Source organism: Streptomyces sp. ISL-96 (assembly GCF_018614035.1).
GTDB lineage: Bacteria > Actinomycetota > Actinomycetes > Streptomycetales > Streptomycetaceae > Streptomyces.
This window is the reverse complement of the sequence record NZ_JAGGPA010000055.1, coordinates 16921-36443: the sequence shown is the minus strand read 5'-3', so window position 1 is coordinate 36443 and position 19523 is coordinate 16921. Positions and strand designations below refer to the sequence as shown.

At 68.1% G+C, this 19523-nt stretch carries 21 protein-coding genes and 4 tRNA genes; 8 read left to right on the top strand and 17 right to left on the bottom strand.

From position 1 onward, the window contains the following. Window positions 1–53 precede the first annotated feature (53 nt). The 8 genes from rpoB to J7E96_RS28910 form a co-directional block, all read right to left on the bottom strand. On the bottom strand, window positions 54–3536 hold the full coding sequence (rpoB, locus tag J7E96_RS28945; protein ID WP_215135482.1) for a DNA-directed RNA polymerase subunit beta: 3483 nt from the start codon (window positions 3534–3536) through the stop codon (window positions 54–56). 514 nt (window positions 3537–4050) lie between these two features. After that, entirely contained in the window at window positions 4051–4437 is a 387-nt protein-coding gene (rplL, locus tag J7E96_RS28940; RefSeq protein ID WP_215135480.1) for a 50S ribosomal protein L7/L12, read from the bottom strand. A gap of 111 nt (window positions 4438–4548) precedes the next feature. Continuing rightward, entirely contained in the window at window positions 4549–5079 is a 531-nt protein-coding gene (rplJ, locus tag J7E96_RS28935) for a 50S ribosomal protein L10 (protein ID WP_215135477.1), read from the bottom strand. 346 nt (window positions 5080–5425) lie between these two features. After that, window positions 5426–6148 (bottom strand): 50S ribosomal protein L1, encoded by a 723-nt coding sequence (rplA, locus tag J7E96_RS28930; RefSeq protein ID WP_215135474.1) that lies wholly within the window; start codon window positions 6146–6148, stop codon window positions 5426–5428. A 103-nt stretch (window positions 6149–6251) separates the two neighbouring features. Further along, window positions 6252–6686: a 50S ribosomal protein L11 gene (rplK, locus tag J7E96_RS28925; protein WP_028812391.1), complete on the bottom strand. Its 435-nt coding sequence runs from the start codon at window positions 6684–6686 to the stop codon at window positions 6252–6254. Window positions 6687–6848: 162 nt separating this feature from the next. After that, window positions 6849–7742 carry a transcription termination/antitermination protein NusG gene (gene nusG / locus J7E96_RS28920; protein ID WP_215135471.1) on the bottom strand — a complete coding sequence of 298 codons (894 nt, stop codon included), beginning with the start codon at window positions 7740–7742 and terminating at the stop codon, window positions 6849–6851. Between the two features lie 73 nt (window positions 7743–7815). Then, window positions 7816–8103: a preprotein translocase subunit SecE gene (secE, locus tag J7E96_RS28915; RefSeq protein ID WP_215135468.1), complete on the bottom strand. Its 288-nt coding sequence runs from the start codon at window positions 8101–8103 to the stop codon at window positions 7816–7818. A gap of 106 nt (window positions 8104–8209) precedes the next feature. Continuing rightward, window positions 8210–8282 (bottom strand) — tRNA-Trp (locus J7E96_RS28910). Window positions 8283–8487: 205 nt separating this feature from the next. On the opposite strand from J7E96_RS28910, the gene J7E96_RS28905 reads away from it, so the two are divergent. Together J7E96_RS28905 and J7E96_RS28900 are read left to right on the top strand one after the other, a co-directional pair. Continuing rightward, window positions 8488–9714, top strand: a complete 1227-nt coding sequence (locus J7E96_RS28905; protein WP_215135467.1) for a pyridoxal phosphate-dependent aminotransferase — start codon at window positions 8488–8490, stop codon at window positions 9712–9714. Between the two features lie 123 nt (window positions 9715–9837). Beyond that, window positions 9838–10857 carry an adenosine deaminase gene (locus J7E96_RS28900; RefSeq protein ID WP_215135466.1) on the top strand — a complete coding sequence of 340 codons (1020 nt, stop codon included), beginning with the start codon at window positions 9838–9840 and terminating at the stop codon, window positions 10855–10857. Here J7E96_RS28900 and J7E96_RS28895 read toward each other — a convergent pair. Then, window positions 10854–11447, bottom strand: a complete 594-nt coding sequence (locus tag J7E96_RS28895; RefSeq protein ID WP_215135464.1) for a TetR/AcrR family transcriptional regulator — start codon at window positions 11445–11447, stop codon at window positions 10854–10856. The genes J7E96_RS28900 and J7E96_RS28895 overlap by 4 nt on opposite strands. A gap of 97 nt (window positions 11448–11544) precedes the next feature. Between J7E96_RS28895 and J7E96_RS28890 the strand changes: the two genes are divergently transcribed. Next, the gene (locus tag J7E96_RS28890) at window positions 11545–12183 is read left to right on the top strand and encodes an NAD(P)-dependent oxidoreductase (protein WP_215135462.1); all 639 of its coding nucleotides are present in this window, start codon (window positions 11545–11547) and stop codon (window positions 12181–12183) included. A gap of 26 nt (window positions 12184–12209) precedes the next feature. On the opposite strand, the gene J7E96_RS28885 is transcribed toward J7E96_RS28890, so the two are convergent. The 6 genes from J7E96_RS28885 to J7E96_RS28860 all read right to left on the bottom strand — a co-directional run bounded on the left by J7E96_RS28885 (window position 12210) and on the right by J7E96_RS28860 (window position 14771). Next, a complete protein-coding gene (locus J7E96_RS28885; protein ID WP_215135461.1) occupies window positions 12210–13265 on the bottom strand; it encodes a UDP-N-acetylmuramate dehydrogenase in 1056 nt (351 codons plus the stop codon). Window positions 13266–13357: 92 nt separating this feature from the next. Continuing rightward, window positions 13358–13786 (bottom strand): MaoC family dehydratase, encoded by a 429-nt coding sequence (locus J7E96_RS28880; RefSeq protein WP_215135460.1) that lies wholly within the window; start codon window positions 13784–13786, stop codon window positions 13358–13360. Further along, window positions 13786–14238, bottom strand: coding sequence for a MaoC family dehydratase N-terminal domain-containing protein (locus J7E96_RS28875; RefSeq protein ID WP_215135457.1), 453 nt, complete (start codon window positions 14236–14238; stop codon window positions 13786–13788). Before J7E96_RS28875 ends, J7E96_RS28880 begins: the two co-directional genes overlap by 1 nt. A gap of 87 nt (window positions 14239–14325) precedes the next feature. Continuing rightward, window positions 14326–14490, bottom strand: a complete 165-nt coding sequence (gene rpmG, locus J7E96_RS28870) for a 50S ribosomal protein L33 (RefSeq protein ID WP_003956487.1) — start codon at window positions 14488–14490, stop codon at window positions 14326–14328. A gap of 88 nt (window positions 14491–14578) precedes the next feature. Then, window positions 14579–14651, bottom strand: a tRNA-Met gene (locus J7E96_RS28865). A gap of 47 nt (window positions 14652–14698) precedes the next feature. After that, a tRNA-Thr gene (locus tag J7E96_RS28860) sits at window positions 14699–14771 on the bottom strand. Between the two features lie 212 nt (window positions 14772–14983). Between J7E96_RS28860 and J7E96_RS28855 the strand changes: the two genes are divergently transcribed. Both J7E96_RS28855 and J7E96_RS28850 read left to right on the top strand, forming a co-directional pair. Further along, a complete protein-coding gene (locus tag J7E96_RS28855) occupies window positions 14984–16240 on the top strand; it encodes an amidohydrolase family protein (RefSeq protein WP_215135455.1) in 1257 nt (418 codons plus the stop codon). An 87-nt stretch (window positions 16241–16327) separates the two neighbouring features. After that, window positions 16328–16984: an SDR family oxidoreductase gene (locus J7E96_RS28850; protein WP_215135452.1), complete on the top strand. Its 657-nt coding sequence runs from the start codon at window positions 16328–16330 to the stop codon at window positions 16982–16984. 71 nt (window positions 16985–17055) lie between these two features. Here the strand turns inward: J7E96_RS28850 and J7E96_RS28845 are convergent. Continuing rightward, window positions 17056–17137 (bottom strand) — tRNA-Tyr (locus J7E96_RS28845). 222 nt (window positions 17138–17359) lie between these two features. Between J7E96_RS28845 and J7E96_RS28840 the strand changes: the two genes are divergently transcribed. The 3 genes from J7E96_RS28840 to J7E96_RS28830 all read left to right on the top strand — a co-directional run bounded on the left by J7E96_RS28840 (window position 17360) and on the right by J7E96_RS28830 (window position 19181). After that, entirely contained in the window at window positions 17360–17848 is a 489-nt protein-coding gene (locus J7E96_RS28840) for a YajQ family cyclic di-GMP-binding protein (RefSeq protein ID WP_214974403.1), read from the top strand. A 155-nt stretch (window positions 17849–18003) separates the two neighbouring features. Then, a complete protein-coding gene (locus tag J7E96_RS28835; RefSeq protein ID WP_215135449.1) occupies window positions 18004–18528 on the top strand; it encodes a methylated-DNA--[protein]-cysteine S-methyltransferase in 525 nt (174 codons plus the stop codon). Next, window positions 18525–19181 (top strand): alpha-ketoglutarate-dependent dioxygenase AlkB, encoded by a 657-nt coding sequence (locus J7E96_RS28830; RefSeq protein ID WP_215135447.1) that lies wholly within the window; start codon window positions 18525–18527, stop codon window positions 19179–19181. Before J7E96_RS28835 ends, J7E96_RS28830 begins: the two co-directional genes overlap by 4 nt. 45 nt (window positions 19182–19226) lie before the next feature. Here J7E96_RS28830 and J7E96_RS28825 read toward each other — a convergent pair whose 3' ends face one another. Then, a complete protein-coding gene (locus J7E96_RS28825) occupies window positions 19227–19496 on the bottom strand; it encodes a GlsB/YeaQ/YmgE family stress response membrane protein (protein WP_215135445.1) in 270 nt (89 codons plus the stop codon). Between the last annotated feature and the right edge of the window lie 27 nt (window positions 19497–19523).

Here is a 19523-nt window from a genome sequence, read left to right as displayed (position 1 = left end):
AACGGGTCCGGGGAGAGCCGGCCGCTGCGGTGAAGCAGCGGCCGGACAACCCGTCAGACCTCTTCGACGCTGCTCGGCTCGCGCCGGGACAGGTCGATACCGAGCTCTTCCGCAGCGCGGAAGACGTCCTCGTCGGTGTCGCGCATCTCGATGGACATGCCGTCCGAGGACAGCACCTCCACGTTGAGGCACAGGGACTGCATCTCCTTGATGAGCACCTTGAAGGACTCGGGGATGCCGGGCTCAGGAATGTTCTCGCCCTTGACGATGGCCTCGTAGACCTTCACGCGGCCGGTGACGTCGTCGGACTTGATGGTCAGCAGTTCCTGGAGGGCGTAAGCGGCGCCATAAGCCTCAAGCGCCCACACCTCCATCTCACCGAATCGCTGGCCACCGAACTGGGCCTTACCACCCAGCGGCTGCTGGGTGATCATCGAGTACGGACCGGTCGAACGAGCGTGGAGCTTGTCGTCGACCAGGTGGTGGAGCTTGAGGATGTACATGTAGCCGACCGAGACCGGCTCCGGGAAAGGCTCACCCGAGCGGCCGTCGAACAGGTTGGCCTTGCCCGAGGGCTGCACCATCCTGTTGCCGTCGCGGTTGGGGATCGTGGACTCGAAGAGACCCGAGATCTCGTCCTCGCGCGCACCGTCGAAGACCGGCGTCGCGACGTTGGTACCGGGGGCGACCTCGTCGGCCCCGATCACCTTCAGACGCTCCATCCAGTCCTCGCCGCCCTCGACCTTCCAGCCCTGACTGGCGAGCCAGCCCAGGTGGATTTCGAGGACCTGTCCCGGGTTCATTCGGGACGGGACACCCAGCGGGTTGAGGATGATGTCGACCGGGGTGCCGTCCTCCATGAACGGCATGTCCTCGATCGGCAGGATCTTCGAGATGACGCCCTTGTTGCCGTGACGGCCGGCGAGCTTGTCACCATCGGTGATCTTGCGCTTCTGCGCGACGTAGACGCGAACCAGCTGGTTCACACCCGGCGGCAGCTCGTCGCCCTCTTCGCGGTCGAAGACGCGGACACCGATGATCTTGCCGACCTCACCGTGCGGCACCTTCAGCGAGGTGTCGCGCACTTCGCGCGCCTTCTCACCGAAGATCGCGCGCAGCAGGCGCTCTTCCGGCGTCAGCTCGGTCTCACCCTTGGGCGTGACCTTGCCGACGAGGATGTCACCGGCGACGACCTCGGCACCGATACGGATGATGCCGCGCTCGTCGAGGTCCGCGAGGACCTCTTCGGAGACGTTCGGGATGTCCCGGGTGATCTCCTCCGGGCCGAGCTTGGTGTCACGGGCGTCGACCTCGTGCTCCTCGATGTGAATCGAGGAGAGGACGTCGTCCTGCACCAGGCGCTGGCTGAGGATGATCGCGTCTTCGTAGTTGTGACCCTCCCACGGCATGAACGCCACGAGCAGGTTCTTGCCGAGCGCCATCTCACCCTGCTGGGTGGCAGGACCGTCGGCGAGGACCTGGCCCTCGACGACCCGGGCGCCCTCGTCCACGACAACCTTCTGGTTGACCGAGGTGCCCTGGTTGGAGCGGGAGAACTTCGCGATCCGGTACGTGGTGTACGTACCGTCGTCGTTGGCGACGGTGACGTAGTCCGCGGAAACCTCCTGGACCACACCGTCCTTCTCCGCCTTGATGACGTCACCGGCGTCGACCGCACAGCGGTATTCCATGCCGGTGCCGACGAGCGGCGCCTCGGACGTGATCAGCGGCACGGCCTGACGCATCATGTTCGCGCCCATGAGCGCGCGGTTCGCGTCGTCGTGCTCGAGGAACGGGATCATCGCGGTGGCGACCGACACCATCTGGCGCGGCGAGACGTCCATGTAGTCGACGTCGTCGCCGGGGATGTAGTCGATCTCGCCGCCACGACGGCGGACGAGCACGCGCGACTCGGTGAAGCGCATGTCCTCACCCAGCGTCGCGTTGGCCTGCGCGATGACGAAGCGGTCCTCTTCATCGGCGGTCAGGTAGTCGACGTCGTCGGTGACGACACCCTCGACGACCTTGCGGTACGGCGTCTCGACGAAGCCGAACGCGTTGACGCGGCCGTACGAGGCGAGCGAACCGATCAGACCGATGTTCGGGCCTTCGGGAGTCTCAATCGGGCACATACGGCCGTAGTGAGACGGGTGCACGTCACGGACCTCGAAGCCGGCCCGCTCACGGGAGAGACCACCCGGGCCAAGCGCCGACAGACGGCGCTTGTGGGTGAGACCCGACAGCGGGTTGTTCTGGTCCATGAACTGCGACAGCTGGCTGGTGCCGAAGAACTCCTTGATGGAGGCGACGACCGGCCGGATGTTGATCAGGGTCTGCGGCGTGATCGCCTCGACGTCCTGAGTCGTCATCCGCTCACGTACGACGCGCTCCATACGAGCCAGACCCGTGCGGACCTGGTTCTGGATGAGCTCGCCGACGTTACGCAGACGACGGTTGCCGAAGTGGTCGATGTCGTCGGTCTCGACGACGATGCTCCGGCCCGACTCGCCGACCGTCTCGACCTCGCCGGCGTGCAGCCGGACCAGGTACTTGATGGTGGCGATGATGTCCTTACTGGTAAGGACACCGGCGTTCAGCGGCTCATCGGCGCCGAGCTTCTTGTTCACCTTGTAGCGGCCGACCTTCGCGAGGTCGTAGCGCTTCGGGTTGAAGTAGAGGTTCTCGAGCAGCGTCTGAGCGGCCTCACGCGTGGGCGGCTCGCCCGGGCGGAGCTTGCGGTAGATGTCGAGCAGCGCGTCGTCCTGGCCCTGGGTGTGGTCCTTCTCCAGGGTGGCGCGCATGGACTCGTACTCGCCGAACTCTTCGAGGATCTGCTCGGTGGTCCAACCGAGAGCCTTGAGGAGGACGGTCACGGACTGCTTGCGCTTGCGGTCGATGCGGACACCGACCATGTCGCGCTTGTCGATCTCCATCTCCAGCCAGGCACCCCGGGACGGGATGATCTTGGCCGAGAAGATGTCCTTGTCGGACGTCTTGTCGATGGAGGAGTCGAAGTAGACACCCGGCGAGCGGACCAGCTGCGACACCACGACACGCTCGGTGCCGTTGATGACGAAGGTGCCCTTGTTGGTCATGAGCGGGAAATCGCCCATAAAGACCGTCTGGGACTTGATCTCGCCGGTCTCGTTGTTGGTGAACTCTGCGGTGACGAAGAGCGGAGCCGCGAACGTGAAGTCCCGCTCCTTGCACTCGTCGATCGAGTTCTTCGGCGGCTCGAACCGGTGGTCGCGGAATGTCAGCGACATCGACCCGGAGAAGTCCTCGATCGGCGAGATCTCCTCGAAGATCTCTTCCAGACCAGACTTGGTGGGGACGTCCTGTCCGCTCTCGAGAGCGGCCTCGACGCGACCCTTCCAAGCGGCATTACCGAGCAGCCAGTCAAAGCTCTCGGTCTGCAGCGCGAGGAGGTTAGGAACCTCGAGGGGCTCCTTGATCTTTGCAAAGGAGATGCGCAGCGGGGCGGTGCTGGCGCCGTTGTTCGTATTAGAGGTCGAGGCGTTGCGCGAGGCGGCCAAGAGGGGGTCCTTCCGAGGGCTCGGACTCACTACGCGCGTACCGGTCCCAAGCTGGCACAGCGGCAGAAATCCCTGGTCGGGGAAGTCAGCCGTCGATGCTCGAGCGAGGGGATGCCCCTGGTGACGGGCAGGAGGCAGCTAACAGGCAGCGCAAAGGGTCAGTGTAGCCACTTGGCCCACTGATGTCCAGTGCGGGTTGTTTGACACCCTCGCTGTACTCAACTCCTGCGGAAAGCCATGCGTTGTATGCGCATATCAGTACTGCCCTCTACGCCGCCGATCCATGCCTCGGATCCGGATCGGTATGACGACGCGTCCTGAGAATTGCGCGCCTCGTGCGGTTCGTCAAGGCCCCAGGGCTCCCGCGGGAGCTCCCGCGGGGCGTACGGCGAAGATCACGATACTCGCCATGGCGCCAAGAGCAAGGAAGGCGTCCCGGGAACGCCTGAAGGCGACCACCCGAATGGGTGATCGCCCTCAGAACGTGAGCAGCTGAGTCAGAGACTCAACGAGGTCACTTGACCTCGACAGCCGCGCCGGCGGCCTTGAGGGACTCGGCGGCCTTCTCAGCGGCCTCCTTGGCGACCTTCTCGAGGACCGGCTTCGGAGCGCCGTCGACGAGGTCCTTGGCCTCCTTCAGACCCAGCGAGGTCAGCTCACGCACGACCTTGATGACCTGGATCTTCTTGTCGCCGGCACCGGTGAGGATGACGTCGAACTCGTCCTGCTCCTCGACGGCCTCGGCGGCGCCACCGGCGGCACCGCCGGCGGGGGCGGCGGCAACCGCGGCAGCGGCGGTGACGTCGAACTTCTCCTCGAAGGCCTTCACGAACTCAGAGAGCTCAATGAGGGTCATCTCTTCGAACTGCGCGAGCAGGTCGGCCTGGGCGAGCTTCGCCATGATGGCGTCCTTCCACTAATTCGGCTGGTGCCGATGTACATGTGAGGCGGGCGTACTTCCGGCCCGCTGCGACCTGCGCCCACACGGGCGTCGGTCAAAAAGCGAGCCGAATTACTCGGCACCGCCCTGCTCGGCCTGCTTGGCACGAAGCGCCTCCGCGGTGCGGACGAACTTCGACGGAAGCGCCTTGAACAGCGAGGCAGTCTGGGACTGCTTGCCCTTCATGGCGCCCGCCAGCTTGGCGAGCAGAACCTCGCGGGACTCGAGGTCCGCGAGCTTCTTGATCTCATCGGCGGACAGCGCCTTACCGTCAAGGACACCGCCCTTGATGATCAGGTTGGGGTTCTCCTTGGCGAAGTCACGAAGACCCTTCGCCGACTCCACCGGGTCACCGGTGATGAAGGCAACCGCCGTCGGACCTGCGAACAGGTCGTCCAGCGTGTCGATCCCGGCCTCGTTGGCCGCAATCTTGGTCAGCGTGTTCTTCACCACGGCGTACTGGGCGTTCTCACCGAGCGAACGACGCAGCGTCTTGAGCTGCGCCACGGTGAGACCCCGGTACTCGGTCAGCACGGCGGCGTTCGAGCTACGGAACTGGTCCGCGAGCTCGGCTACCGCGGCAGCCTTGTCGGGCCTTGCCATAGAGCGTCGGCCTCCTTCCGGGTGATGAGGACCGCTCAGAAGGGGCTGGGCAAAACGAAACGCCCCGGCGCAGGCGCACGGGGCTGAGCTCAACCGACTGTGCTCTTTGAAGAGCGCGTCCGGGAACTTTCCACGACACCTACGCGGGTCGTCCGCACCTAGCGGATCCTTCGGCCACCGCACCTTCTTGCGAAGACACGGCAACGACCAGCGGTCTTTGGCTTCTGGAGGAGACTACGCGAACGGGTCACCCACAAGCAAATCGGGCCCCGCGCCGCCCCGAGGGGAGGTGCGGGGCCCGATCAGAGCCACTCAGTGACCCGGGCCGTCAGGCCCGGCCCGGCCGTCAGACAGCGGCCGGGTCCTCCTCGACGAGGAGGTTACGGGTGCGGTTCTGGTCCAGCGGGATGCTGGGGCCCATCGTCGTGGCCAGGGCGGCCTTCCTGATGTAGCGGCCCTTGGCGGCGGACGGCTTGAGACGGAGGATCTCCTCCAGCGCCGCGGCGTAGTTCTCGACCAGCTTCGTCTCGTCGAAGGAAACCTTGCCGATGATGAAGTGCAGGTTCGAGTGCTTGTCGACGCGGAACTCGATCTTGCCGCCCTTGATGTCCGTGACAGCCTTCGCCACGTCCGGGGTGACCGTTCCGGTCTTCGGGTTCGGCATCAGACCACGCGGACCGAGCACGCGGCCGAGGCGGCCGACCTTGCCCATGAGGTCCGGGGTGGCGACGACGGCGTCGAAGTCCAGACGGCCCTTCGCGACCTCGTCGATGAGCTCGTCGGAGCCGACGATGTCGGCGCCGGCGGCCTCCGCGGCCGCAGCACGGTCACCGGTCGCGAAGACCAGGACCCGGGCGGTCTTGCCGGTGCCGTGCGGCAGGTTCACGGTGCCGCGGACCATCTGGTCGGCCTTGCGCGGGTCGACACCCAGACGCATGGCGACCTCGACGGTGCCGTCGAACTTCGTGGTGGAGGTGTCCTTGGCGATACGGACGGCCTCGAGCGGGGCGTACAGACGCTCCCGGTCGATCTTCGCGTCCGCGCTGCGGAAGTTCTTGCTGCGCTTCACTTCTGCTCCTGAGCAGTTACACCAGGCGGCTTGAGCCGCGTGGGAGATGGAGTCGTGGTGCGGACCAGCGCTTGGCCCTACCACTGAGGTGCTACGGGGACTTTCAGCCCTCGACGGTGATGCCCATGGAACGGGCGGTACCGGCGATGATCTTGTCCGCGGCCTCGAGGTCGTTGGCGTTCAGGTCGGGGAGCTTGACCGTCGAGATCTCACGCACCTGAGCGGCGGTGAGCTTCGCGACCTTGGTCTTGTGGGGCTCGCCCGATCCCTTGTCCACACCAGCGGCCTTGAGGATCAGCTTCGCGGCCGGCGGGGTCTTCGTCACGAAGGTGAAGGAGCGGTCCTCGTAGACCGTGATCTCCACCGGCACGACCATGCCACGCTGCGACTCGGTCGCGGCGTTGTAGGCCTTGCAGAACTCCATGATGTTGACGCCGTGCTGGCCGAGCGCGGGGCCGACCGGCGGAGCCGGGTTGGCCGCGCCGGCGTTGATCTGGAGCTTGATGAGCCCCGTGACCTTCTTCTTCTTGGGAGGCATTGCTCTCTCCGGGTCCTAGTGAGAGTTTCCTGCCATCCGATCACCGGACGGAGGCATACCGCACAACGATAACGGGTATCGTGCTGCGGCTAAAAACCGAGCAGGTCAGACCGGCTGCGAGAGCCGGTCTGACCTGGTCGGAAGCGTGGGTCCAGAGGAAGATCAGTTCTTCTGGATCTGGTCGAAGCTGAGCTCGACCGGGGTCTCGCGACCGAAGATCTCGACGAGGCCCTTGACCTTCTTCGAGTCGGCGTTGATCTCGTTGATCGTCGCCTGGAGGGTCGCGAAGGGGCCGTCGGTGACGGTGACCGAGTCGCCCACCTCGAAGTCCAGAACCTGGACCTCCATCTTGCGGCTGGGCGCCGGCTTGCCCTCGGCCTCGGCGGCCTCGCGGGCGGCCTTCTCCTCGGCCTCCGGGGCGAGCATCTTGACGATCTCGTCCAGGGTCAGCGGGTACGGGTCGTAGGCGTTGCCGACGAAGCCGGTGACGCCGGGGGTGTTGCGGACAACGCCCCAGGACTCGTTGGTGAGGTCCATGCGGACCAGGACGTAACCGGGAAGCTTGTTCTGGCGGACGTTCTTGCGCTCGCCGTTCTTGATCTGAACGATCTCTTCCTCGGGGACTTCAGCCTGGTAGATGAATTCCTCGACGTTCAGCGAAACGGCACGCTGCTCCAGGTTCGCCTTCACGCGCTTCTCGTACCCGGCGTAGGTGTGGATGACGTACCACTCGCCCGGCAGAGTGCGGAGCTCCTCGCGGAGCGCGGTGATCGGGTCGACCGGAGCCTCGGCCTCGACGGCCTCTTCGGCCGCGTCCTCGGCGGACTCGACGTCTCCACCGGACTCGACGTCTCCACCGGACTCGGCGTCGGCGTCGGCCTCGGCGGACTCCTCGGATTCGTCGGACTCAACGTGCACGGCGGACTCTTCCGCCGGCTCGCTCGCAGCGACGTCAGCAGCTTCCGCCTGGTCCTCGTCGGCCGCCTCGACGATGTCGAGCTGGTCCTCAGCGGACTCCTGCGACTCGATGGCGTCGTTCAGGTTCGGGTCAGACACGGTGGCTGCTTCTTCCTGGATACATATGGGTGGAACGGCGAAAGGGGCGCCGGGTGAGGCGCCCTACGCGGGATCAGCCGAAAACGTACTTGACGGCTCGGGCGAAGCCCATGTCGATCACGGTCACAATGCCGATCATGATGACGACGAAGACAATCACCACGGTGGTGTACGTCGTCAGCTGGCTGCGCGTCGGCCAGACGACCTTGCGCAGCTCTGCGACGATCTGGCGGTAGAAGAGCGCGAGACGGCCCAGGGGGCCCTTCTTGCCGCGCTTGCCGCCTTTGCGAGACTTCTTGGCGGAGTCCGGCGTCTCGTCCTGGGCATCAGGCATGTCGATGGAGCCCACGGCGTCCGTCACGCTACTCACCTGATTCCGGGTCGTGGCCGTGCCGCGCCCGGTGGAGCCGCACGGCAGTGCATAGAAGTACGTACATGCGCACACATCCTGGCGAAGATGTGTGTAGCAGGGCCGGAGGGACTTGAACCCCCAACCGCTGGTTTTGGAGACCAGTGCTCTACCAATTGAGCTACGACCCTTTGTGGTTCCCCCAACCTACCGCATCCACCCGAGTGCACGGAGTGCGCACGAAGGAGCTGCCGCTGAGGGGCCAACGACGAGTGAGTGTACGTGCTCACAAGCCCGGCGTCGAACAGATACGGCCCGACCACTTCCGGGCCGCACGGTGTCCGCCCTGCGGGATCCGTGTGCTGAGCGGGTTTGCGGTCTGGGACGATGGCCCGCATGAGCTCTGCAACTCCTCCCACCGAGCGCCGGGTCTCAGCCCGAATCGGCGCGATTTCCGAGTCCGCAACCCTTGCCGTGGACGCCAAGGCCAAGGCCCTGAAGGCCGCCGGCCGGCCGGTCATCGGCTTCGGCGCGGGCGAGCCCGACTTCCCTACGCCCGGCTACATCGTCGAGGCCGCGATCGAGGCCTGCCGCAACCCGAAGTACCACCGCTACACGCCGGCCGGCGGGCTCCCCGAGCTCCGGGCCGCGATCGCCACGAAGACCCTGCGTGACTCCGGTTACGAGGTGGACGCCTCGCAGGTCCTGGTCACCAACGGAGGCAAGCAGGCCATCTACGAGGCGTTCGCCGCGATCCTGGACCCGGGCGACGAGGTCATCGTGCCGGCGCCGTACTGGACGACGTACCCCGAGTCGATCCGTCTCGCCGGCGGTGTCCCGGTCGACGTCGTGGCCGACGAGTCCACCGGCTACCGGGTCTCCGTCGAGCAGCTGGAAGCCGCCCGTACGGACAAGACCAAGGTCGTCCTCTTCGTCTCCCCGTCCAACCCGACCGGCGCGGTCTACACCGAGGCCGAGACCGAGGCCATCGGCCGCTGGGCCGTCGAGCACGGCCTGTGGGTGCTGACGGACGAGATCTACGAGCACCTGGTCTACGGCGACGCGTCCGCCGTCTCCCTCCCGGCCGTCCTGCCGGAGCTGCGGGACAAGTGCATCGTCGTCAACGGTGTCGCCAAGACGTACGCGATGACCGGCTGGCGGGTCGGGTGGATGATCGGCCCGAAGGACGTCATCAAGGCCGCGGCGAACCTGCAGTCGCACGCCACCTCGAACGTCTCCAACGTGGCGCAGGTCGCGGCGCTGGCCGCCGTCTCCGGGAACCTGGACGCGGTCGCCGAGATGCGCTCCGCGTTCGACCGCCGCCGCAAGACGATCGTGCGGATGCTCAACGAGATCGACGGCGTCGTCTGCCCGGAGCCGGAGGGCGCGTTCTACGCGTACCCCTCGGTGAAGGGGCTGCTGGGCAAGGAGATCCGCGGCAAGCGCCCGCAGACCTCGGTCGAGCTGGCCGCGCTGATCCTGGACGAGGTCGAGGTGGCGGTCGTTCCCGGCGAGGCGTTCGGTACGCCGGGCTACCTGCGGCTCTCGTACGCGCTGGGTGACGAGGACCTGGCCGAGGGCGTGTCGCGGATGCAGAAGCTGCTGGCCGAGGCGCACGTCTGACCATCTGCTGATCAAGTACCTCGGGCCCCCGGCTGCTGCCGGGGGCCCGTTTCTGCGTTCGGGGACTTACTCGTTAGGGCAAAGACGCTTCCGGGCGGCGGTCGCGTGCGGCAGGATCTTGGGATGTTGAGTGCGCGCGATGTCCGACTGCTGCCGAAGGCCCATCTGCATCTGCATTTCACCGGGTCGATGCGGCCAGGCACGCTTCTCGATCTGGCCGACAAGTACGGCGTACACCTGCCGGAAGCCCTGACGAGTGGCGAGCCGCCGAAGCTGCGGGCGACGGACGAGCGCGGCTGGTTCCGTTTCCAGCGGCTGTACGACGCCGCCCGGGCGTGTCTGCGCGAGCCGGAGGACATCCAGCGGCTGGTGCGCGAGGCGGCGGAGGAAGACGTACGGGACGGGTCCGGATGGCTGGAGATCCAGGTCGATCCGACGTCGTACGCCCCGATGCTGGGCGGGCTCATCCCCGCCCTGGAGGTCATCCTGGACGCGGTGGACAGCGCGTCGCGGGAGACCGGGCTGGGGATGCGGGTGCTGGTCGCGGCGAACCGGATGAAACACCCGCTGGAGGCGCGGACGCTGGCGCGGCTCGCCGTGCGGTATGCGGACCGCGGGATCGTCGGTTTCGGGCTCTCCAACGACGAGCGCAGGGGCATGGCACGGGATTTCGACCGTGCCTTCGCTATCGCGCGGGAGGGAGGGCTGCTCGCGGCGCCGCACGGCGGGGAGCTGACCGGGCCCGCGTCCGTACGGGACTGCCTGGACGATCTGCGCGCGACGCGGATCGGGCACGGCGTACGGGCGGCGGAGGACCCGCGGCTGCTGCGGAAGCTGGCCGAAAAGGGCGTGACCTGCGAGGTGTGTCCGGCCTCGAATGTGGCGCTCGGCGTGTACGAGAAGCCCGAGGACGTGCCGCTGCGGACGCTGTACGACGCCGGGGTGCCGATGGCGCTGGGCGCGGACGACCCGCTGCTGTTCGGGTCACGGCTGGCGGCGCAGTACGAGCTGGCACGGCGCCACCACGGGTTCACGGATGCCGAGCTGGCGGAGCTGGCGCGGCAGTCGGTGCGCGGGTCGGCCGCGCCCGACGACGTACAGGCGAAGCTGCTGGCGGGAATCGACCACTGGCTGGCCGGCTAGCCGATTCCCCTCAGCAGGGTGCGGGCGAGGGCGGCGGCGAACTCGTCGACGGACTGCGGGGGCGTCTTGCCGATGGTCGCGTCATAGGCGAAGGCGCGCTGCGCGCAGGCGCCGAGGAGCAGCGAGGCGGCCGCGAAGGTGTCGGCGTCGGGGCTGATGCGGCCGGCTTCGCGTTCGGCGCGCAGGTACGTGTCCAGGCCCTCGATGGGCATGTGGGGGCCCGTGCCCATCTCCTGCAACACGTCGTCGTGACGGCGCTTGAGCTTGGTCTCGGCGTACAGCGAGGCGGCGATCGGGAAGCTCTCCGCGTAGAAGTGGGCGGCCTGGCGGGCGATCGCGGTGAGGTTCTCCTCGACGGACCGCTCCCCCGGGTCGGCGAGGAGGCGGTGGAGGAGCGGGCCGAGCTCGGGCAGGCGTTCCTTCAGCACGCCCACAAAGAGTTCTTCCTTGCTGGCGAAGTGCTTGTAGAGCGCTGCCTCCGAGCAGTCGGCGGCGCGGGCGATCTCCTTTGTGGTGGTCCGGGCCAGGCCGATGGTGCGCATCAGCTCGTGGGAGGCGTCGAGGATCCGCTCGCGGGCCGGCTTTTGCATCTGCGCTCCAAGAAGACTTGACGGGTGAGTGAACACTCACCCACTCTGGTCAGACATGTAGTGAGTAAATACTCACCCACCTGGGGAGGGGTACGCAATGAAGATCACTGTTTTCGGCGCGACCGGCGGCATCGGACAGGAGATCGTCAAGCAGGCGCTGGCCGCGGGACACGAGGTGACGGCGGTGGTGCGCGACCCGGCGCGGTTCAAGGTGACGGGGCGGGGCCTGGAGGTCTTCACGGCGCGGCTCGGTGACGGCGACGCGGTGGCCTTGCGGCCGGCGGTCGCGGGGCGGGACGCGGTGTTCTCCGGTCTCGGTGCGCGCGCCCGTAAAGACGCGGGCATAGCGGCGACCCTCACGCGCCCGGTGCTGCGGGCGATGGAGGCGGAGGGCACGCGACGGCTGCTGGCGGTCAGCGCGGCGCCGCTCGGGCCGGTGCCGGAGGGGCAGCCGGTTGTGGACCGGGTCACGCTGGCCGTGATCAACGCGGCCCTGAAGGACATTTACGCGGATCTTCGGGTCATGGAGGAGGAGCTGGCGCGGTCGGCGACGGACTGGACGTCGGTACGGCCGCCGAGGCTGACGGATGGGCCGCTGACGGGTACGTACCGGAAGGTGGTCGGCGGCAGCCCGCGCAGCGGCAGGACGATCGCGCGAGCCGATGTGGCGCACGCGATGCTGGCGATGGTGGACGACGCGGCGACGGTCAAGCGGGGGGTGGGCGTCGCGTACTAGGACGGGGCGCCGCAGGCAGCGCGCGGCTACAGGCTGACGCCCACTGTCACCGGTTCGTTCACCAGCGTTACTCCGAACGCCTCGTGAACCCCGGCGACCACCTCGCGCGCGAGCGCCAGCAGGTCCTCGGTCGTGGCCTCACCCCGGTTGGTGAGAGCCAGCGTGTGCTTCGTGGAGATCCGGGCCGGCCCCGCCCCGTACCCCTTCGTGAAGCCCGCCTTGTCGATCAGCCAGGCCGCGGACGTCTTGGTCCTGCCGTCACCCACCGGGAACGCCGGCGGCGCCACATCCGAGCCCAGCCTCTCCCCCACGCGGGCGACAAAGGCGGCGTACTCCTCGCCCGTCAGGATCGGGTTGGTGAAGAAGGAACCCGCCGACCACGTGTCGTGGTCGTCCGGGTCCAGGACCATGCCCTTGCCCGCGCGCAGCTTCAGCACGGTCTCGCGGGCGACGGCGGCCGGCACCCGGTCGCCGGCCTCGACACCCAGCGTGCGCGCGGTCTCGGGGTACTTGATCGGCGCCGACATACCTCCCGCGTCCTCCAGCGCGAAGCGGACGCGCAGGACGACGAAACGCTCCGGGTCCTGTTTGAAACGGCTGTGGCGGTACGAGAAGTCGCACTCGGCGGCGGGGATGGTGACCGTCTCCCCCGAGCGGCGGTCGTAGGCCACCACCTCGGTGATGACGCCGGCCACCTCCTGGCCGTACGCCCCGACGTTCTGGATCGGGGTCGCGCCGGCCGAGCCGGGGATGCCCGCGAGGCACTCGACGCCCGCGAGGCCCGCTTCGACGGTGCGGGCGACGGCGTCCGTCCAGACCTCGCCGGCGGCCAGCTCCAGCGACGTACCGTCCAGGTGGAAGCCGGTGGTCGCGATGCGCAGGGCGGTGCCGTCGAAGCCCTTGTCGCCGATGACCAGGTTGCTTCCGCCGCCGATGACGAGCAGCGGGGTGCCGGCCGCGTCGGCCTCGCGGACGGTGGCGATCACCTCGTCGTCCGTGGTGGCCGTGACGAGGCGGGTGGCGGGGCCGCCGAGCCGGAAGGTGGTCAGGGGGGCGAGGGGCGCGTCGTGGAGTTCCTGCACGGGGACAAGCGTACGGGGCACCTCCGACAGCCAGTGCCGACAGTAAGGGGCACCCCGCCATTGCGAGGTGCCCCTTACGTCAAACGAGTGCGTCAGGCCAGCTGGACCACGGCGCGGGACATGCCCAGCACCTTCTGACCGGCGCTCATCGCCGTCAGGTCCACCCGGACCCGGTTGTCCTCAAGCAGTGCGGCGACCTTGGCGCTGACCTCGATCAGAGCGCCCTTGTCGTCGTTCGGGACTATGACCGGCTTCGTGAAGCGCACGCCGTACTCGACCACGGCGGCCGGGTCGCCCACCCAGTCGGTGACCACGCGGATCGCCTCGGCCATGGTGAACATGCCGTGCGCGATCACGTCCGGCAGCCCGACCTCGGTGGCGAACTTCTCGTTCCAGTGGATCGGGTTGAAGTCGCCGGAGGCGCCCGCGTACCGCACGAGCGTGTCGCGCGTCACGGGGAAGGACTGCGCCGGCAGCTCGGTGCCGACCTCGACGTCCGCGTAAGAGATCTTCGCCGCCATCACGCCTCCTGGGCCGCACGCGCGACGAGCTTCGTCCACGCCGTCACCACATGCTCGCCGGACTCGTCGTGGACGTCACCGCGGATGTCCAGGATGTCGTTGCCGGCCATCGACTTGACCGCCTCTATGGTCGAGGTGACCGACAGCCGGTCCCCCGCACGCACAGGGCGCTTGTACGCGAACTTCTGGTCGCCGTGCACCACGCGGCTGTAGTCCAGACCCAGCCGCGGGTCCTGGACGACCTGCCCCGCCGCCTTGAAGGTAATGGCGAAGACGAAGGTCGGCGGTGCGATCACATCGGAGTGACCGAGTGCCTTGGCGGCTTCCGGATCGGTGTACGCGGGATTGGTGTCGCCCACTGCCTCGGCGAACTCGCGGATCTTCTCCCGGCCGACCTCGTACGGTGCGGTGGGCGGATAGGCCCGCCCCACGAAGGACTGGTCGAGCGCCATGGACTCGTACCTCCTGATGAATTGGACTGGATCAAACGACGCGAGGCCGCCCCCGAAATGGGGACGGCCTCGCATACGAGCCTGTGTTTAGCGGGTTTCGCGGTGCGCGGTGTGCGAGTTGCAGCGCGGGCAGTGCTTCTTCATCTCAAGACGGTCCGGGTTGTTACGCCGGTTCTTCTTGGTGATGTAGTTCCGCTCCTTGCACTCCACGCAGGCCAGCGTGATCTTCGGGCGGACGTCGGTGGCAGCCACGTGAGTGCTCCTTGGACGGACGGTTGACGGATGAACGCATAAAAGAGTAGCCGATCGAAGGACCGACCCCACAATCGGCTACCGTGTGTAGCGGTGACCGGACTTGAACCGGTGACACAGCGATTATGAGCCGCTTGCTCTACCGACTGAGCTACACCGCTTTGATGCCGGATCCCCCCGCCCGAAGGCGGGGATCACCGATCACCAGAGCCCCAATACGGAATCGAACCGTAGACCTTCTCCTTACCATGGAGACGCTCTACCGACTGAGCTATTGGGGCGAGCGATGAAGACATTACACGCTCGCCCGCCGATCGCCCAAATCCGTTTCTCGTACTCCTTCGCCTGCCCACCACACCGGTCTCGTACGCCACTCGTGCCCACACCGGTACGACTATTTCGCTCCTCCTCGAAGGCTGGTTTGCGGCCCCCTAGGCTCGACTCACGCTGCGTGATCTTGATCTTGCACGCCCGAGCCCCAACCAGGAGCCCGATGTCCGACAGCCAGCCGCAGCCGCCCCGTTCGTCCGGCGGCAACCCTGGGAACAGCGGCTTGCCCAGCACCGACAGCACCACGCTCCTGCTGTGCGCCGCGCGTCTGACCGACGGCCGCACGGTGGACGTACGGCTCAGCGGCGGCCGTATCGAGGCCGTCGGGACCGTCGGCAGCCTGCCCGCGGTGGGCGCTCGCGTGGACCTCGGCGGCCATCTCCTGCTCCCCGCAGCCGCCGAGCCGCACGCCCACAGTGATACTGCTCTCACCGCCGACGTCGGCGGCCCCGTCTCGTACAGCACCGAGGACGTCCAGCGCCGCACCACCGAGGCGGTGCTGCTGCAGCTGGGGCACGGTGCGACCGCCGTGCGCTCGCACGTACGGATCGGGGACGTGCAGGGGCTCAGGTCCATGGAGGCGGTGCTCCAGGCGCGGCGCTCGCTGCGCGGGCTGGCCGACCTGACCACCGTGGCCGTGCCCCGGCTGCTCACCGGGCTGGCGGGCGCCGACGGCCTGTCCATGCTGCGGGACGCCGTGAAGATGGGCGCCGGTGTGGTGGGTGGCTGCCCGGACCTCGATCCCGACCCGGCCGGGTTCACGGAAGCGGTCCTGGAGATCGCCGCCGAGCACGGCTGCCCCGTGGACCTCCATACGGAGGGTGACGATCCGGCCCGGCTGGCACGGCTCGCGGCGATGGCGGGCGGACTGCGGCCCGGGGTCACCATCGGGCCGTGCGCCGGGCTCTCGCGGCTGCCCCTGGACGCCGCGACGCGCGCCGCCGGGCAGTTGGCCGCCGCCGGCATCACCGTGGTCTGCCTGCCGCAGGGCGACTGCTCGGGGGTGGAGCGGCGGGGCACGGGGCCGGCTCCCGTACGGCTGCTGCGGGCGGCCGGGGTACGGGTCGCGGCGGGCAGTGGGGCGCTGCGGGACGTGGCCAATCCGGTGGGGCGCGGGGACCCGCTGGAGGCGGCCTATCTGCTGGCTTCGCAGGGCGGGATGCGGGCCGCTGACGCTTACGGCGCCGTGAGTTCGGCGGCGCGGGAGGCGATGGGGCTGCCCGAGGTGCGGGTGGAGGCGGGCTTCCCGGCCGAGCTGGTCGCCGTACGGGGGGACCGGATCGCGGGCGTGCTGTCCCTCGCGTACAGCCGCGTCGTCATCCACCGCGGGCGGGTGGTGGCGCGTACCAGCGCGGTCCGCGAGTACTGCGACTCGGCGGCCGCCGTCGCGCTCGACCTGCCGCGGCAGGGGCGGGGTTGAGCCGGATCGAATGGTTTTCCGGTGCGAGGGGAGCCGATAACGTCCGGTCCTGAGCACGCGCGCGCCGGGGCGCGTACGGTCGGAAACATGCGCATTGTCATCGCAGGTGGACATGGTCAGATCGCGCTGCGGCTGGAGCGGTTGCTCGCCGCGCGCGGGTACGAAGCCGCGGGCATCATCCGCGATCCCCGGCAGAGTGAGGATCTGCGGGCGGTGGGCGCCGAACCGGTCGTACTGGACCTGGAGTCGGCCTCCGTCGAGCAGGTCGCCGAGGTACTGAAGGGCGCCGACGCCGCCGTCTTCGCGGCGGGCGCGGGGCCCGGCAGCGGTACGGAGCGCAAGGACACGGTGGACCGGGGCGCTGCCGTGCTGTTCGCGGACGCGGCGGAGCGGGCGGGCGTACGCCGCTATCTCGTCGTGTCGTCGATGGGCGCCGACGCGGACCGGGCGGGTGACGAAGTGTTCGACGCGTACCTGCGCGCCAAGGGTGCGGCGGACGCGGACGTACGCTCCCGGACCGGTCTCGACTGGACGATCCTGCGGCCGGGCAGCCTGACGAACGACGCGGGGACGGGACTGGTTTCGCTCGGGGCCTCGACGGGGCGTGGTCCCGTGCCGCGTGACGACGTGGCGGCTGTGCTGGCCGAGCTGCTGGACACTCCGTCGACCGCGGGTCTGACGCTGGAGCTGATCAGCGGCTCGGTGCCGGTCTCGGTCGCGGTGAAGGACGTCGCCGGCAACTGAGAACGACCGTACGAACGAGAAAACCCCTTCCGGGCTGCGTTTCTGCAGTCCGGAAGGGGTCTCCCTACCTGTGGCGGCGCCAGGATTCGAACCTGGGAAGGCTAAGCCGGCGGATTTACAGTCCGCTCCCATTGGCCACTCGGGCACACCGCCATGGGATGTCGCTTTGGTACGGCCGCTTGCGCGGTGTTCCGTGGCAACGACGTAAACGATACCTGATACCCAGGGGTGCTCCGCCACTGGATTGATCAGCACTCGGGGCAGGTGCGGGTGGCTAGGCTTTACGGGAGCGGCCCGGGACGCCCGGCCGCGCACCCTGCCCGGTGAGGCACCCGATACCGGTATCCCCGCCCCCGATCAAAGGAGCCACAGGACATGGCCGACTCCAGTTTCGACATCGTCTCGAAGGTCGAGCGGCAGGAGGTCGACAACGCCCTCAACCAGGCCGCGAAGGAGATCTCGCAGCGCTACGACTTCAAGAACGTCGGCGCCTCGATCGATTGGTCGGGCGAGAAGATCCTGATGCAGGCCAACTCCGAGGAGCGGGTCAAGGCGATCCTCGACGTCTTCGAGACCAAGCTGATCAAGCGCGGGATTTCACTCAAGGTGCTGGACGCCGGCGAGCCGCAGCTGTCCGGCAAGGAGTACAAGATCTTCGCGTCCATCGAGGAGGGCATCTCCCAGGACAACGCCAAGAAGGTGGCGAAGATCATCCGCGACGAGGGCCCCAAGGGCGTCAAGGCGCAGGTCCAGGGCGACGAGCTGCGGGTCAGCTCGAAGAGCCGTGACGACCTCCAGGCCGTGCAGGCGCTGCTGAAGGGCAAGGACTTCGACTTCGCGCTGCAGTTCGTGAACTACCGGTGACCGGCCGCTGAGCCGGTGGTTCGCATCGGGACGGGGGTGGAGGCGGCGCGGTCGGCTCCACCCCCGTCCCGATGTCCGAATACCGCCAGCCGCGGCGGGCCCCGCGTCGCAGACTCGTCGTAACGGGCGACGTAATGCGAGGGAAGGAACCAGCCATGACGCTCTACGCGACCATGGACAGCCCCCTGGGCGAACTGCTGCTGGTCGGCGAAGAGTCCGCTACGGCCAGCGGCGGCACGGCGCTGGCGTCGCTGTCCGTACCGGGGCAGAAGGGCGGGGTCGCCGTCGAGGACGTATCCGACGCCTGGCGGCGTGATCCCGGTGCCTTCGAGGAGATCGCGCGGCAGGTACGGGCTTACTTCGGCGGGGAGTTGACGCGCTTCGACGTCGAGTACGCCGTGGGTGTGGGTACGGATTTTCAGCTGCGGGTCTGGGAAGCGCTGGAGAGCATTCCGTACGGCACCACTACTTCGTACGGGAAGCTCGCCGAGCGGATCGGGGTATCGCGGGCGGCGGTGCGGGCGCTGGGGACGGCGATCGGGCGTAATCCGCTGCTCGTCGTGCGGCCGTGCCACCGGGTGATCGGGGCGGACGGCTCGCTGACCGGGTACGCGGGTGGGCTCGAACGCAAGCGGCGGCTGCTGGAGCTGGAGCTTGAGGGAGCCGGGGCGCGGCCGTGACCGGGCTGTTCCCCCGCGAGCGGGCGCAGATCGCGCCGGGGGCCGTGCATGTGCCGGGCTGGCTGTCGGTGGCAGAGCAGCGGGAGCTGGTCGCGGCTTGCCGGGAGTGGGCGCGGGGGCCGGTGCCGATCCGGCATACGCGGCTGCCGAACGGGGGCGTCATGTCGGTGCGGACGGTGTGCGTGGGGTGGCACTGGCAGCCGTACCGGTACACGCGCACGGCCGATGACGTGAATGGCGCGCGGGTCGCGGAGTTTCCTGAGTGGCTGGTCGAGCTGGGGCGGCGGGCGCTGGTCGATGCGTACGGGGACGAGGAGGCGGCGCGGGGGTACGCGCCGGACACGGCGCTCGTCAATTTCTATGACGGCGACGCGAAGATGGGGATGCACCAGGACAAGGACGAGCGGTCCGGGGCTCCTGTCGTGTCGCTGAGCATCGGTGATTCGTGCGTCTTCCGGTTCGGCAATACGGAGGGGCGAGGGCGGCCGTACACGGATGTTGAGCTGGTCTCGGGCGATTTGTTCGTGTTCGGCGGGCCGTCGCGCTTCGCGTACCACGGTGTGCCGAAGGTGCTGCCGGGGACGGGTGATCCGGCGAGCGGGATGACGGGCGGGCGGCTCAACATCACGTTGCGGGAGACGGGGCTGCGCTAGCCGCGGGAGCGGGCGGCAGTGGTCGCGCGGCTTGTCCTGGCGCTGTCAGCGCGAGCGTGAGTGGCCGAAAAGGATCCGGTAGACGACCAGGAGGACCAGCGCGCCGCCGATGGCCGCGGCCCAGGTGGCACCGTCGTAGAACTCGTTGACGATCGGGCGGTCCAGGTAGCGGGCCGAGGCCCAGCCGCCGATGAACGCGCCCGCGATGCCGATCAGGGTTGTGCCGATCAGGCCGCCCGGGTCGCGTCCGGGGAGCAGGATTTTGGCTGCGGCTCCGGCGAGCAGCCCGAGAATGATCCAGCTGATGATGCTCATGTGTCTTGAAGACGTACCGGAACGCCG